Origin of the sequence: Brevibacterium sp. H602 (genome assembly GCF_051172395.1) — a bacterium.
GTDB lineage: Bacteria > Actinomycetota > Actinomycetes > Actinomycetales > Brevibacteriaceae > Brevibacterium.
The window spans coordinates 1-14,014 of sequence record NZ_JBPIZD010000022.1 but is presented as its reverse complement, the minus strand read 5'-3'; the positions used below and the strand labels follow the sequence as shown (position 1 = coordinate 14,014).

At 63.7% G+C, this 14,014-nt stretch carries 12 protein-coding genes; 3 read left to right on the top strand and 9 right to left on the bottom strand.

Going from position 1 to position 14,014, the window contains the following annotated elements:
• Positions 1-87: 87 nt before the first annotated feature.
• Positions 88-579: a hypothetical protein gene (locus ACSBQT_RS14770; RefSeq protein ID WP_435001954.1), complete on the top strand. Its 492-nt coding sequence runs from the start codon at positions 88-90 to the stop codon at positions 577-579.
• A 351-nt stretch (positions 580-930) separates the two neighbouring features.
• Here the strand turns inward: ACSBQT_RS14770 and ACSBQT_RS14765 are convergent, their stop codons facing one another.
• From ACSBQT_RS14765 to ACSBQT_RS14735, 7 genes are all read right to left on the bottom strand, one after another.
• Positions 931-1,989: an RAP domain-containing protein gene (locus ACSBQT_RS14765; RefSeq protein WP_139470389.1), complete on the bottom strand. Its 1,059-nt coding sequence runs from the start codon at positions 1,987-1,989 to the stop codon at positions 931-933.
• 547 nt (positions 1,990-2,536) lie between these two features.
• The gene (locus tag ACSBQT_RS14760; RefSeq protein ID WP_410709695.1) at positions 2,537-3,292 is read right to left on the bottom strand and encodes an iron ABC transporter ATP-binding protein; all 756 of its coding nucleotides are present in this window, start codon (positions 3,290-3,292) and stop codon (positions 2,537-2,539) included.
• Complete coding sequence (locus ACSBQT_RS14755) at positions 3,289-4,434, bottom strand: iron chelate uptake ABC transporter family permease subunit (protein ID WP_435001953.1); 1,146 nt, start codon at positions 4,432-4,434, stop codon at positions 3,289-3,291. The genes ACSBQT_RS14760 and ACSBQT_RS14755 overlap by 4 nt, the downstream gene beginning before the upstream one ends.
• A gap of 6 nt (positions 4,435-4,440) precedes the next feature.
• Positions 4,441-5,367, bottom strand: a complete 927-nt coding sequence (locus ACSBQT_RS14750) for an ABC transporter permease (RefSeq protein WP_435001984.1) — start codon at positions 5,365-5,367, stop codon at positions 4,441-4,443.
• Between the two features lie 131 nt (positions 5,368-5,498).
• Entirely contained in the window at positions 5,499-6,488 is a 990-nt protein-coding gene (locus tag ACSBQT_RS14745; protein ID WP_435001952.1) for a siderophore ABC transporter substrate-binding protein, read from the bottom strand.
• A gap of 169 nt (positions 6,489-6,657) precedes the next feature.
• Entirely contained in the window at positions 6,658-7,623 is a 966-nt protein-coding gene (locus tag ACSBQT_RS14740; RefSeq protein WP_435001951.1) for an inositol monophosphatase family protein, read from the bottom strand.
• 502 nt (positions 7,624-8,125) lie between these two features.
• Entirely contained in the window at positions 8,126-8,278 is a 153-nt protein-coding gene (locus ACSBQT_RS14735) for a hypothetical protein (protein ID WP_164742748.1), read from the bottom strand.
• Between the two features lie 359 nt (positions 8,279-8,637).
• Between ACSBQT_RS14735 and ACSBQT_RS14730 the strand changes: the two genes are divergently transcribed.
• Positions 8,638-11,673: an FAD-binding and (Fe-S)-binding domain-containing protein gene (locus ACSBQT_RS14730; RefSeq protein WP_435001983.1), complete on the top strand. Its 3,036-nt coding sequence runs from the start codon at positions 8,638-8,640 to the stop codon at positions 11,671-11,673.
• Between the two features lie 30 nt (positions 11,674-11,703).
• Here the strand turns inward: ACSBQT_RS14730 and ACSBQT_RS14725 are convergent, their stop codons facing one another.
• Both ACSBQT_RS14725 and ACSBQT_RS14720 read right to left on the bottom strand, forming a co-directional pair.
• The gene (locus ACSBQT_RS14725) at positions 11,704-12,093 is read right to left on the bottom strand and encodes a universal stress protein (RefSeq protein ID WP_370036137.1); all 390 of its coding nucleotides are present in this window, start codon (positions 12,091-12,093) and stop codon (positions 11,704-11,706) included.
• Positions 12,094-12,228: 135 nt separating this feature from the next.
• Positions 12,229-13,251: a helix-turn-helix transcriptional regulator gene (locus ACSBQT_RS14720; RefSeq protein ID WP_435001950.1), complete on the bottom strand. Its 1,023-nt coding sequence runs from the start codon at positions 13,249-13,251 to the stop codon at positions 12,229-12,231.
• A 146-nt stretch (positions 13,252-13,397) separates the two neighbouring features.
• Between ACSBQT_RS14720 and ACSBQT_RS14715 the strand changes: the two genes are divergently transcribed.
• Entirely contained in the window at positions 13,398-14,000 is a 603-nt protein-coding gene (locus ACSBQT_RS14715; protein ID WP_410709689.1) for a DUF664 domain-containing protein, read from the top strand.
• The last annotated feature ends 14 nt before the right edge of the window (positions 14,001-14,014 follow it).

The following is a 14,014-nucleotide window of genomic DNA, read 5'->3' as shown; positions in this document are numbered from 1 at the left end:
AGGTTGCTGCGCCGCCGTCAGGTAGTAATTGGTGGGGGACGGTGAGGGCGCGGCAGACGAATTTCTACGAGGAGTAGAATCGAAGGCATGACTCACTTCTTCAGCACCGATGACTCGCGGCTGGCGGCGAGCGCTCGGATCATCCTGCCCGCCATCTGGCTCGGACTCATCATCGGCATCTCGCTCATCGAGGCACCGCTGAAGTTCACCGCCCCCGGCATCACGATCCCGCTGGGGCTGGGCATCGGTCGGCTGGTGTTCGGAGTGATGACCTGGGTCGAGCTCGTCATCGCCGTGATCCTGCTGTGGGCGCTGCTGAAGTCGGGTGTCGATCGCGTCTACCGCAGTGTGGCATGCGGGCTCATCGGAGTGCTCATCATCAAGGTCGTCGTCATTCGGCCGCTGCTCAATCAGCGCACGGATGCCGTGCTCGCAGGTGTCGCCGAGGGTGGGTCGTCCCTGCATCTGCTCTATATTGCCGCCGACGGACTGCTCATCGTGGGGCTGGTTGCCGCACTCGTGATGGCAGTGCGCCGTTGGGTATTGATCCGCCCGGCCGTCGCGGCAGACGACAGATAGAGGAGGCCGCTGGGTCGGCTCAGACCGAAACCGCAGCCGCCTTCCGCGCCCTCACCTGATCGAGGAAAGCTGAGAAGAGGATCCGACGGTCACGGACATCGGCGCCGTTCTCCTCCAGGTGCCACTCGAGGCCGCCGCAGCGATTGGTGCTGGGCCGCGCCTTCACCGAGCACCGAGCACCGAGCACCGAGCACCGAGCACCGAGCCATGGCAACTCAGCGGCCTCTTCGGCGAACAATCGCCTTCTGATCAGGTCATCGGGATAAAACTCGATGCGCCACACAAAACTCGATACCCGACTGTACAAAACCCGATGGTTACCGGCACAAAAGTCGATGCGCGAACCTTACATCATTCGTCCGGGCTCCCGACCATCTGCTTCAGCTCCGGCACCTGTGTGAAGATCTTGTCCCGAAAGTCGTTGAGTCTGAGCACGTCGTCGAAACTCAGATGGATGACCTTATAGCCCAAGCTGAGAAGCCGATTGTGCTGTTCGCCTTCCCTCCGGATCAGCGAGGGACCCACCAGAGCGTATTTCTCACTTCCGTCGACCGCGAGGATCGTTCGTGCCTGTTCATTGAGAAAATCGACTCGAGCAATGAAGCCTCGGCTGTCTCGGACTTCGATCTGCTGTTCGAACCCCGTCAGGTTCAAAGCGATGAGGTTGAGTCGGCATTTGCTCTCGGCGGGGCTCTCAGAGAACGGCCCGATCGCATCAACCATCCGCTGCGCGGTGACCTGGCCCGATCGCATGCGAGCAACCGCAGGATAGAACGCCGTCTTGATGATCCGACGTGCCTCGGACTGAAACTTTTCTGTATACCCGGACCTCGGATTGAAGCCAGGGAAATGATCGGCCGTCGCCTGACGCAGTACCCATTCCAGTGCTGCAAAAGCTTCGTGTTGACCCGAAATCCGAATGAGGTCCAAGGCCGTCCTGATCGCCGAGGTGGCCGCAAGGTGACCGAATCGGACCTGATCCTCTGCGGGTACCTCATCCCGCACACGGATAATCTCCTTAGTGTGCGAATTGCTCCTTGGGTGTCTGACCGTGATCGCTTGCGATGCGTCCTTGTACAAAGGTATTCCGTGGAGGACAGCCGCCGATTTGCCAACGATCACGTCCTCTGGCCGGTACCAGCGGTAACTCTGAATGCGCAGCGCTCGGAGCTGGGTCTGATACCTGAAATCGCGCTTCAGGTCGGCTGGAGTTTTGCCGACGTGGAAACTGATCCAGTCGACGTCTCTGATAAATGCCGCAATCCGACTGTGGTCTTTCACTCCGCACTCACGGATCACCGAGTACACCCCGCGGCAGAGACGAATCAGACAACAATCCAGCGCGCTCTTGATCGTTTTGGAAGAGATGCCGGCGGCGGAGAACTCTTCACGATAGATCGTATTCTTCATCTGGCGAGTATCGGCATCAGCGAACTGCCGTTAGTACCCCTTGCGCTGAGGTTGTGGACAACGTTTCGTCGTCCACAAGTCAACGACGGTCGAGTCGAGATATTCTCCACAGGCCACTGATGAACGTCTCTGCACACGAATCCCTGAGAACTCGCAGATGCTGGGCACCGCTGAGACGGTTTAGCCCATTTGAACCTATGAACGCGCCGACTGTCTGGATTCTCTAAAGGTGCCGAATGAGAAGGTACTCCACAGTGTCTGGTGCGCAAGTGAGCGCTCAGTCCACTGGAGCCCAAGTCTGGTGATCGGCTTTTGCACCATCCGTCATCGACTTACGGGGCATCTGTCATCGCCTTCTGATCGATGCATCTGGTTCGAACCCGATGGTTCGGTCAAAAGGCGATGAGCGCCCGAGAGTCGCCTCAAGTGGCTCCTCACCATCCCCATGCTTCCCGGAACGTACCCTCCGCCGGCCCCGCCGGCGGCATGAAATCAGCGCAAAGGCAAAACTCACGCGCAGACTGAGGCCAGGTGGCCGCAACCGGACTCAGAAGTACACCGCCAGCGGACCACGAGGTCCGTCGATGACGTCGACTGGAGTGTCGAAGACACGTGAGAGCACCTCGCCGGTCATGATCTCCTCGGGCGCACCGAATTCGATGACGGCACCGTCTTTGACCGCACAGATGTGGTCTGCGTAGTGACCGGCGAAGTTGATGTCATGGAGGACGATGACGATGGTCCGTCCCATCTCGGCGGCGGCACGACGCAAGTGCTGCATCATCTGCACCGATCGCTTCATATCGAGGTTGTTCAGCGGCTCATCGAGCAGCACGTAGTCGGTGTCCTGCGCCAGCACCATCGCCACATAGGCCCGTTGCCGCTGCCCGCCGGAGAGCTCGTCGATGAACCGATTCTCCAGCTCACCGAGCTCGAGGAAGTCGATCGCCTGCGAGATCACTTCCTCATCGGCGGTCGTCAGTCGACCTTTCGAATGGGGGAACCGTCCGAAGCCGACGAGCTGCCGGATCGTCAGCCGGGTGATGAAGTGGTTCTCCTGCCGCAGGATGGACACGATCTTCGCGAGATCCTTCGACTTCGTCGAGCTGACGTCGAAACCTGCCACCGAGATCGCACCGGAATCCATCCCGAGCAGCCGCCCGATCATCGTCAGCAGCGTCGACTTCCCAGCGCCGTTCGGTCCGACCAGGGCCGTGACTCCCCCGGCAGGGATCTGCAGATCGACGGGTCCGATCGAGACTTCGTCGTCGTAGGATTTGCGAACCGATTCGAGCGTGATCACAGGCGCCCCTTTCTCAGGATGACGAGCAGGAAGGCGCCGCCGCCGACGATCTCGATGATGATCGACACGACCCCCTCGGCGTAGAAGATGTTCTTCATGACGAAGTACGCCCCACCCAGGACGACGAAGCCGAGGAGCGCGGCCATCGGGAAGAGGCGTTTGTGGTCATAGGTGTCGGCGAACTGGTAGGCGAGCATCGCGACGAGGAAGCCGAGGAAGACCATCGGTCCGATCATCGATACGGACACCGCCATGAGGATGGAGACGAAGAAGAGGACCTTGAGCAGCTCGCCTTTGTAATTGAGCCCGAGGTTGCTCGTCATGTCCCGGCCCAGCGCCATCACATTCAGGCGTGAGGAACAGAGGTAGAGCCCGAGGCAGGCCAACACGCACAGCGGGATCGACACCGGCAGGTAGCTCGAATCCGAATTCGAGATCGACCCGAACAGTCGGGCGGAGAGGACGTCGAACTCGCTCGGCGTCAGCGTCCGCTGCATGAATGTCGCCACCGATCCGAGTCCGCCGCCGATGACCACGCCGATGAGCAGCATGAGCGCCACCGAGGAATGCCGTCCGGACAGCAGCCATCCGTAGAGCGCCAGGGACAGTCCGACCATGAGCACCAACTGGACGACGAAGGGCACGAGCCCCTTGAGTTCGACGATCGCCGTGACGCCGAAGAAGTACATCGCCGAGGTCTGGATCGCCACGTAGAGGGATTCGAATCCCATGATCGAGGGGGTGATGATCCGGTTGTTCGTGACCGTCTGGAAGGCGACCGTGCCGAACGACTGGCACAGCGCCACCATCGCGATGACGACGAGGTTCGTCAGCCGCAGCTCCGCGATCAGCCAGAACCCCGGGTCGGTGATCGGCATCGGATTGTCCCAGGCCAGGATGCCCAGAGCGATCCCCGCCGAGGCGACCGCCAGCACGATGATCATCGCCCAGTAGCGACGCTGCGACCGTTTCGTCGGAAGCGGTCCCGACGACCGCTGAGCAGTCGCGGACCCTCGCCGAGGCGGCCGACCGTACCGTGCGCCCGCACCGGACCGATCCCCGCCGTTCACGACGGTGGCCGCGGTCGGGTGGGCCGCCTCGGTGCCGGTCCCGGTCGATTCGGTTTCATCGTTTGCGCGCATCCGAGTTCACCCGACCTTTCGCTGACGCAGCAGCAGGGCGACGAACACGGCCGCGCCGACCACGCCGAGGATGAGGGAGACGGGCACTTCGAAGGGCATGACGATGATCCTGCCGATGAGGTCGCAGACGGTGACGATCGCGATGCCGAGCAGACACACCCAGGGCAGGTTCGAGCGCAGGTCGTCGCCGCGGATGAGGGAGACGATGTTCGGCACGATGAGGCCGAGGAACGGCAGGTTGCCGACGACCACGGTGACCACTCCGGTCGCAATCGCCACGAACACGGTGCCCAGCAGCAGGATCTGGTTGTAGTTGAGGCCGACGTTGGTGGCGATCTCCTTGCCGAGCCCTGCCACGGTGAAGCGGTCGGCGAGGACGAAGATGGCGACGACGACGGCCGCGACGATCCACAGGGTCTCGTACTGGCCGCGCAGGATCGACGTGAAGCTGCCGGCGAACCAGATGCCCAGGGACTGCAGCATGTCCGTCTGCACGGCGATGAATGTCGAGACGGCGCCGACGACGGCGCCGAGCATGATGCCGACGATGGGCACGATGAGCGAGGATTTCAGAGAGACGCGGCGCAGGAAGACGAAGAAGACGAGGGTGCCGATGAAGGCGGCGATGATCGCGCCGACCATCCGCGCGACGATCGAGGCGTCGGGGTAGACGATGACGGTGAGCATGAGGCCGAGTCCGGCCCATTCGGTGGTGCCGGTCGTCGTCGGCTCGACGAAGCGGTTCTGAGTCAGCAGCTGCATGACCAGTCCGCACATCGCCATGGCGGCGCCGGCCAGGACGAGGGCGATCGTGCGCGGGATCCGCGTGATCTGGAACATCTCGGCCCCGCCGTCACCGCCGAAGATGTCATAGACGCCGGTGAGCAGCGACAGCGCGAGGAGGATGACGACCCCGACGATTCCCAACAGCAGGGGCCATCCGAAAAGAGGTGCCTTCGCCGAGGCGGTCCCCCGTGAGGACGGTTCCGACGTCCCGTTCGGGGACTCAGCCGTCCGGTTGCGTCGGGCTTCGTTCCGACGTCGGGCCGCCTCGGCGAGGGTCTTCACTTCTGAGCTTCGAGCTTGTCGGCGAAGTCGTTGAAGAACTCGGTGTACGTCTGGATGCCTTCGTTGAGGTAAGTGTCCTCAGGGAAGTAGACGATCTTGTCGTCCTTGATCGCAGGAACATCCTTGAGTGCTTCGGAGTCTTCGAGGACTTCGGCAGCCGGGGCCGAACCTTCGTCGCGTTCTTCAGGGGCGAAGGAGGCGTCGCGGTCGAGGACGATCATGAGGTCGGGGTTCGACTTCGCGATGGCTTCGACGGAGACGTCGTCGCCCTGGTGGTCTTCGCTGCCTTCTTCGACCTCGAGGGCCGGGTCGAGGTCGAGGATGTCGAAGACCGGTCCGACGGTGCGGCCGACCGTTGGTGCGGCGTAGCCGATGTCGCCGGCCGAGGTGATCAGCCCCATGGCCTTGTCGCTGTCGTCGTAGGCGTTCTTGGCGCGTTCGATGGAGGCGTCGAAGTCGTCGACGAGCTTCTTCGCTTCATCCTGCTTTCCGAAGACCTCGCCGAGGACCTCGGTCTGACGGCGCAGCTCGGCGTCGAAGTCCTCTTCGTCGCGGGGATCGAGCTCGAGCACGGTTGCTTCGGGGGCCAGCTTGGCCAGGTCGTCATGGAACTGGGCGAATCGCTGACCGTTGACGATGAGATCGGGCTTGGCCTCGACGACCTTTTCGAGGTCGGGTTCGCGGTGGCTGCCGAGGTCGAGGATCGAATCGTCCTTGGTGTAGTCCAGGTCCTCGCTCATCAGGGAGACGGCGCCGCCGCTGAGTTCGATGCCCCAGTCGCTGAGGGTCTGGAATGTGCGGTTGTCGGTGGCGACGACCGACTTCGGCGGGGAGGCGACGGTCTGCTTGCCGTTGTTGTCCTCGACCTCGATCGTGGATCCGGAGTCATCGGCCTGAGCCGAGTCGGAGTCTGCCGATCCGCAGCCGGCCAGAGTGAGAGCGACAACGCCTGCCAGGGCGCTCAGTTGAAGGCGAGTCGAAACCATGGGGTCCCACTTTCAGGAATGAACGTATAAGAAAAGCGTGTGCGCACACTGAAAGTAAGCTTAGCCTATGCTTTGAAAATAAAGTCAAAGAAATATGACGTTATCTGCATCACATTTGAAGTGAGGTCGGGAGGCTTGCGGTCGGGTGGGCGTGCGGTGGACCCCCGGATCAGATAGCGGCGATGAGGCGGTCGACCTCTTCCTGAGTATCGGCAGCGGCAGTCGGTCCGCCGGATCCTCCGCGACTGACACCCAGTCCGGCCTCTTCGACGATGACCGCCCCGCCGGCGTAGTCGTAGATGCCCAGTCCGCGTTCGGCGTAGCCGTTGACCCGCCCTTCGGCGACCATGCACAGGTCGAGTGCCGCCGATCCGCAGCGGCGGATGTCGTCGTAGCCGGTCATGAGGTCTTCGAGCTTGGCCAGCTGGGCGCCGCGGTTCCTCAGTGCATAGGCGAATCCGGTGGCCAGGAGCCTGCCGGACAGTCCGGGCGGCGTCCCGCGCAGTCGTCGCGCCGGAATGGCGGAGTCGCTTTCGCGGTGGTCGGCCAAGCGCCCGTCGATCCGAAAGGCGCCGCGACCGGCAGCCGCCAACCAGGTGGCATCCAATCCCGGCGAGGCGACGAGTCCGATCTGCCAGTCGCCGAGACCGAGGCCGGCGTCAGCCCCATCTGCGACTGCGCAGACTCCGACAGAGAACGCATGGTGTTCGATGTTGCGGACATAGTTGACGGTGCCGTCGATCGGGTCGACATGCCATTCCAGACGCGGGCCGTCGTCAGCGACCTCGTTGAGTGCGCCGGCCTCCGGATCGAAGGTGTTGAGCTTGAACAGGAAGTCCGCCGGGAAGAATTCGACCGGGTCGAGGGCTTCCGAACCCTCTTCGCCGACCATGAGGTCATGAGGCCTGACTCGGTTGAGGTAGCCGCGCACAAGCGCCTCGATCTGCGCGTCGGCGCGAGTGACGAGGTCATTCGGCGACGTCTTCGTGTCGACGACACTGGCGTCGAGGCTCGCGCCGAGCAGCGGCCTCCAGGCGAGCATCTGCTCCCACGCCATGAGTGAGAGGTCGGAGGCGATGCGGATCAGAGAGTGGTCGACGATCTCAGCGGGCAGCGATTCGAGCTCGGAGTTCATACGGCCACTCTAGACAACCCTCTGCGCTTCTCGCCCGAGTGTCCGCAACCGTCCGGGAACCGCCCAGATCCGCCTCGCGTGTAACAAGACTGCAATACACCGGCAAATATGTACTTCTTGTATCTAAGCCGCCCACGGGGATCGGGAACTCCGATTGCGAGGCTTTCCCTGGGAGCTGGAAACGCACCTGAGGTTGTCGACAGGACACTTCAGCATCGCACATTTCTCAAACAGTCGATCAATCGAATCCTGAAGCGATTTCCGCGCGCCGAGCGGAATTTTCCTGACGGCTTTCTTCACTCATCAGCCCAGTTGTCTCCGTTCGAGGAATTTCTGCTTCCGGTGCCGCGAAGATTCGGTCACGGAATCGTCAGAAAACGTCCATGAATCGCACAAGGGCGGTGATCCATATCGAGTATGGATCACCGCCCTGGCATCTGCGAGGGAAGTGCGAGCACAGAGGGGACCGGCAAATGTCGTTCTGCCCCTGTGTTCTCTGGGGTCAGGCCGGGTCCGCGACTCCGGCCTTCGGCTCGCTGCGCTTGACCGGCCCGTGCCGGCGCACGATCTCCTGAACGGCCTGCGAGGAGGTGCCGGCCGCCTCGGCGATGGCACCGAAGGTCGCGCCTTCTTCGCGGGCGCGCAGAATCGCCATCACATAGTCGGTGTTGATTTTCGAACGCTGCCGTGCGACCTTTCGGACGACGCCGACTAATGCAGTCTGATCAACTGTCAATTCACGAGCTCGACGAGACATGGTTTCTTCCCTTGCATTCATGTAGTGGCCCGTTGCCACGAATTGGTGTAGTCCCATTAGATACCACGAATATGTCAAGACGCCAAGAATTCCCGGATATAGGAACTCAGGCTACTGAGTAGCACCGTTCTGAGCACGTATGATAACGAAAGCATAACTTTCCCCGGGTCTGGACGATGACTCTCGCTCGCCACTCCCCGCCGTGGAAGGTATCGATGTTCCGGCAACCCAAGTGGCACAATGCGGACATGACGACTATGGCCCATCCCACCGGAGCGAATCGGGCGACCGTCGACGAAGACGAGTCCCGGACAGCGCTTCCCACCGCACTCGCCGAACAGTTCCGCACCGCAGGCATCCGCGATTTCAGCATCGACGACACCGATCGTGCCGCGTACTCCTCCGACGCTTCGCTCTTCCGACTCGTCCCAGCCGCCATCGTCTTCCCTCACGACGATGACGAGGTGGCGCGGGTCCTCTCCGTCGCTCGCCGCCTCGGTGTGCCGATCACCAGCCGTGGCGCCGGCACATCGATCGCCGGCAATGCCATCGGCAGTGGCATCGTCCTCGACTTCTCGCTCCATATGAATGCGGTCCTCGATCTCGATCCGGAGGAGCAGTCGGCCTGGGTGCAGTCCGGCTGCGTCCACGCCCACCTGCAGAAGCAGGCCAAACCACACGGTCTGCGCTTCGGCCCGGACCCGTCCACCCACACCCGCTGCACGATCGGCGGGATGATCGGCAACAATGCCTGTGGACCACGGGCTTTGGGCTACGGCCGCACGGGCGACAACATCCTGGCGCTGAAGATCATGCTCATCGACGGCACCGTCGTCACCCTCGATGACTCGGACGCCTCGACGACGTTCCCGCGGCTGCATGAACTCGTGGCACAGAACCTCGGCACCATCCGCACGAACTTCGGCACATTCTCCCGCCAGGTCTCCGGGTACGGGCTCGAGTCCCTCCTCCCGGAGAACGGCTTCGACGTCCGCCAGGCATTCGCCGGCACCGAAGGCACCTGGGGCGTCATCCTTGCGGCGAAGATGCGCCTGGTCAAGGATCCGAGCTTCACCTCGGCGGTCGTCCTCGGCTATGCGGACATGGTCGCTGCCGCCCACGATGCGCCGTTGCTGAAGGACTTCCCCGTCGCCGCCTGCGAGGGCCTCGATTCGCGCATGCTCGACCGGGTCATCGACACCAAGGGCGCCGAGGCGGTCCCCGCCCTACCGGAGGGCGCGGGCTGGCTCGTCGTCGAACTCACCGGTGAGGACGAGTCCGCGCTCAAGACCGAGACTCAGCGCCTCATCTCCGAGTCGAAGTCACTCGACTCCGCGGTCCTGAACGCCCGGGCGGCCGCCGAGGTGTGGGCCATCCGCGCCGATGGCGCCGGACTGGTCTCACGCACCCCCGATGGCCGCGACGCCCACGCTGGGTGGGAGGATTCAGCGGTTCCGGTGGACCACCTCGGCGACTATCTGCACGATCTCATGGAGCTGCTCGAGGAGCACGGGCTGTGGGCCATTCCCTATGGGCACTTCGGTGATGGGTGCCTGCACATGCGCGTGGACTTCCCGCTCGAGGATCCGAACGGCGGGCAGGTGATGCGCGATTTCATGGTCGCGGCCACGAAGCTCGTCGCCCGCTACGGCGGGTCGGTCTCCGGGGAGCACGGGGACGGTCGGGCCCGCTCCGAACTGCTCCGCCTCATGTACACTCCGGCGGCACTCGACCTGTTTGCCCAGGTCAAGCGTCTCTTCGATCCTCAACATCTGCTCAATCCGGGGGTCATCGTCGACCCCGACGCCCTCGACGAATCGATCCGCCTGACTCAGCTGCCTCTGCGTCAGGAGCTGCCCGCCACCCTGGCGATGGCCTATGAAGGAGAGTCCGCCGGTTTCGCCTCGGCGGTGCACCGGTGCACCGGAGTCGGCAAGTGCCGCGCGGATTCGGCGGCCGGCGGCGGCATCATGTGCCCGTCGTATCAGGCCACCCGGGACGAGCGGCATTCGACTCGAGGGCGCGCACGCGTGCTGCAGGAGATGGTGTCCGGGGATCTGCTCGAGCCGCGCTGGGACTCCCCCGAGGTGCACGAAGCCCTCGACCTGTGCCTGTCGTGCAAGGCCTGCGGGACCGAGTGCCCGACCGGCACGGACATGTCCACCTACAAGGCCGAGGTCCTGCACCAGTCGTATAAGAGCAAGCTGCGGCCGATGAAGCACTATTCGCTCGGGTTCCTCCCGCAGCTCGCCCGCCTGGTCACTCCGCTCGCACCTGTCGTCAACCGGGTGTCGGGGCTGCCTGGGCTGACCGCCCTGGCGAAGAAGATGGCCGGCATCGACGTCCGTCGCTCGATCCCGCAGTTCGCGTCCACGACGTTCAGGAAATGGTGGACCACCACCGCCGAGGCGGCACCGAAGTCGCGTGCGAATGCCGAGTCACCGGCCGCGGCTTCGCTGCGGCCGAATGCAGAAGTCGTGCTGTTCGCCGATTCCTGGTCGAATCATTTCGCTCCGCGCATCCTCGCCGCGGCCGTCGCGGTGCTCGAGCAGGCCGGTGTGCGTGTGCGGGTGATCGATCAGACCGTGTGCTGCGGGCTGCCGCTCATCTCCACCGGTCAGCTCGATGCTGCGAAGGCGAATCTCTCGGAGACGGTCACGGCTCTCGACGCCACCGACGATGTGCCGATCATCGGCGTCGAACCCTCGTGCTTGGCGACGCTCAAGGACGATTCGCTCAAACTCGTCGCCGATGAGGCGTCGCACCGAGTGGCCGACCGGGTGCAGACGCTGGCCCAGTATCTGCTGAGCATCGGCGCCGAGCTGCCGGACCTGTCCGGCGTCGAGGCGCTCGTGCAGCCGCATTGTCACCAGTCGGCGATCTTCGGCAACGCGGCCGATAAGGAGCTGCTGGCCAGGGCGGGAGCGGACACGGAGTTCCTCGGCGGGTGCTGCGGTCTGGCCGGGAACTTCGGCGTCGAAGACGGCCATTTCGAGACCTCGGTCGCCGTCGCCGAGGTGGCTCTGCTGCCGGCGCTGCGCAAGCGGGGACGGGCCGCCGGCGCGGAGCCTCGGACCAGCTCCGGTACAGGTGCGTCGCCGAATCGTGCGACTGAGTCCGGTACAGATGTGTCGCCGAATCAGGCGACGGATACGGGTGCGGACGACCGGTTGCAGGTCGTTCTTGCCGACGGGTATTCATGCCGCACGCAGATCACGGATCTCAGCGACACCGAGGGCGTGTCGTTGGCCGAGCTCCTCGCCTGGGGATGGGGGCTCCAACCGCGGCGATGATGCCGAGGTCAGGGCCGCCTCGGCGAGGTTTCAGGCCTTGGCCGTCAGCACCGGGACCTCGGCTTCGAGGAGGATGCGCTGTGCCTGCGAGCCGAGGATGAACTTCCCGATCGCTGAGCGTTTGCGCAGGCCGATGACGATGAGCTGGGCTTCGTATTCCTCGGCCAGGTCGTTGAGCGTGCCGGGCAGATCGTCTTCGTGATCGGGCTGGAGCACCTCGACGTCGACGTCCGATTCCTTGCCGAGGTCGACGATCCGCTTGATCTCGTCGTCCCCGATCTCGGTCGGAGCTCCACTGGCACCTCGTCGCTGTGAGTTGATCACGACGGCAGCACTCGACCGCAGTTTGGCCTCTGCGAATCCCGCGCGCAGAGCAGCCTCACCCTCGGGAGCGGGTAGGTAGCCAATGAGAATCGTCATGGCCCCCAGTATATGGACTCATCCATGGTTCGTTCACTTCGGGATCACGTTTCGGTCAGCACCCCGCAACCCCCATTGCCCCAATTACTACCTGACGGCGGCCCAGCAACCTCGCGCGAGGTTGCTGGGCCGCCGTCAGGTAGTAATTGATGCTTCGACGACCGCCTGCGCTCTCTCTGCGTGGTCGCGGAGGGCGTCGATGAGCTCGGGTGGGTGGATCACTTCGATCTCGGCAGGGATGGACGCAAGGGTGGCTGCGACCCACCTGAGGTCCCAGAATCCGCAGGTGATGCGCACACCATCGGCCGCCTCGGTGATGGTGGCACTGCGGGTGGGGAACCATTCCTTCGCTTCCCGCGCCGAGGCGGCCGTGCGCAGAACGACGGTGTGCGGATACGCGGTGGTGGTCACGGCTGCGGACACAGCCGCCTCGGGCTCGGGGTGCTCACGTGGGGTGATGCTCAATGTCGTCGCGTGAACCCGGTTCATGCGGTCGAGGCGGAAGACCCGATGGTCGTCGCGATCGAGGTCGAAGGCGAAGAGGTACCAGTGCGCACCGAAGACGACGAGACGGATCGGTTCAACGCGACGGGGTGTCGAGGGGTGGTCGCCGGTCGGAGCGGCAGTCGCCGTACGGGATGTGTCGACAGTCGGGTCGCCGGTCGGGCCGGTAACAGTGGGGTCGTCGACGTCAGGGCGTTGCATCTTCCGGTAGTCGAAGGTCGCGATCGTCGACGCATTGATCGCCGAGGCGAGCGTGATGACCGCGCTGATGTCGACTCCGGGTGCGTGACCTTCGGACACGGACACAGCCGTCGAGATATCGGCGACGGTCGCGCGCATGGCCGCCGGCAGCATCGTCTGCAACTTCGTCGTCGCCGATTCCGCGTGTTCGGTGTCCAGGCCGGCCCCACGCAGGAGCGCCAGACCGACCGCCGTGGCCAGCGCCTCGCCTGCCTCGAGCTGCAGCGGCGGCAGCACCGTCCGCGATTCGGCGCGATAGCCCCCGGTCAGGCCCGGTGCCGAGGAGATGATGTAGCCGAGATCGCGCAACGCGGCGATATCTCGACGGATGGTACGTGGGGTGACGTCGAAGCGGGAGGCGAGCTCGACGGCAGTGCAGCTCCTGCCGGACGCGAACAGACCGAGCAGACTCAAGAGCCGCGTCTCCGACTGCATTCCACCCCCGAATGAGAAACTTTCGCCGGACTTATTGATGCGGACAGTATATGTCCGCATCACACCTGACGATAGGTTCACCGCTTCAGCCATCCGGCCGCGGCGGACATCGCAAAGGAGAGATCATGCCGTTCTTCACCCCTTCCGTCACGAGCGAAGCCGACGCCGCGTTCACCTACCTCACCCAGCAGTGCACCCAGCTCAAGCTCACGGCGCAGGGTCTGACCGATGAGCAGGCCCGCAGCACGCCGACTGCCAGTGGTTTGAGTATCGCCGGCCTCATCGTTCACGGAGCCCAGGTGGTCAATAACTGGCTCATCCAAGTCAAGGACCCGACGCGAGAAGTCGGCGAGGACGACTACCGGACGGTCAACGAGAAGTTGGGGCTGACGGCGATGTTCGACGGGTCCGCTCTCCCCGACCTCGACATCACCGAGGCGGTCGCAATCTTCGACAAGGTCATCGACGGGATCGAGGAGGCGAGGGCCGCAGTCGACGACGCAGGGACCGACCTCGGCACCGAAGTTCCGATGCCGTACAACCCGTGGATGCCCAACGATTTCACTATGACCGTGCGCTGGATCCTGTGGCACCTGGGCACCGAGATCGCCCGCCACGCCGGCCACGCTGACATCATCCGCGAATCGATCGACGGCGCGATCGCCTACCAGCTCAACGCTCAGGCGGACGGCGAACCGTGGCCGCCCGAGGGCATGGACTGGAGCTGAGGCCCCACAAGATC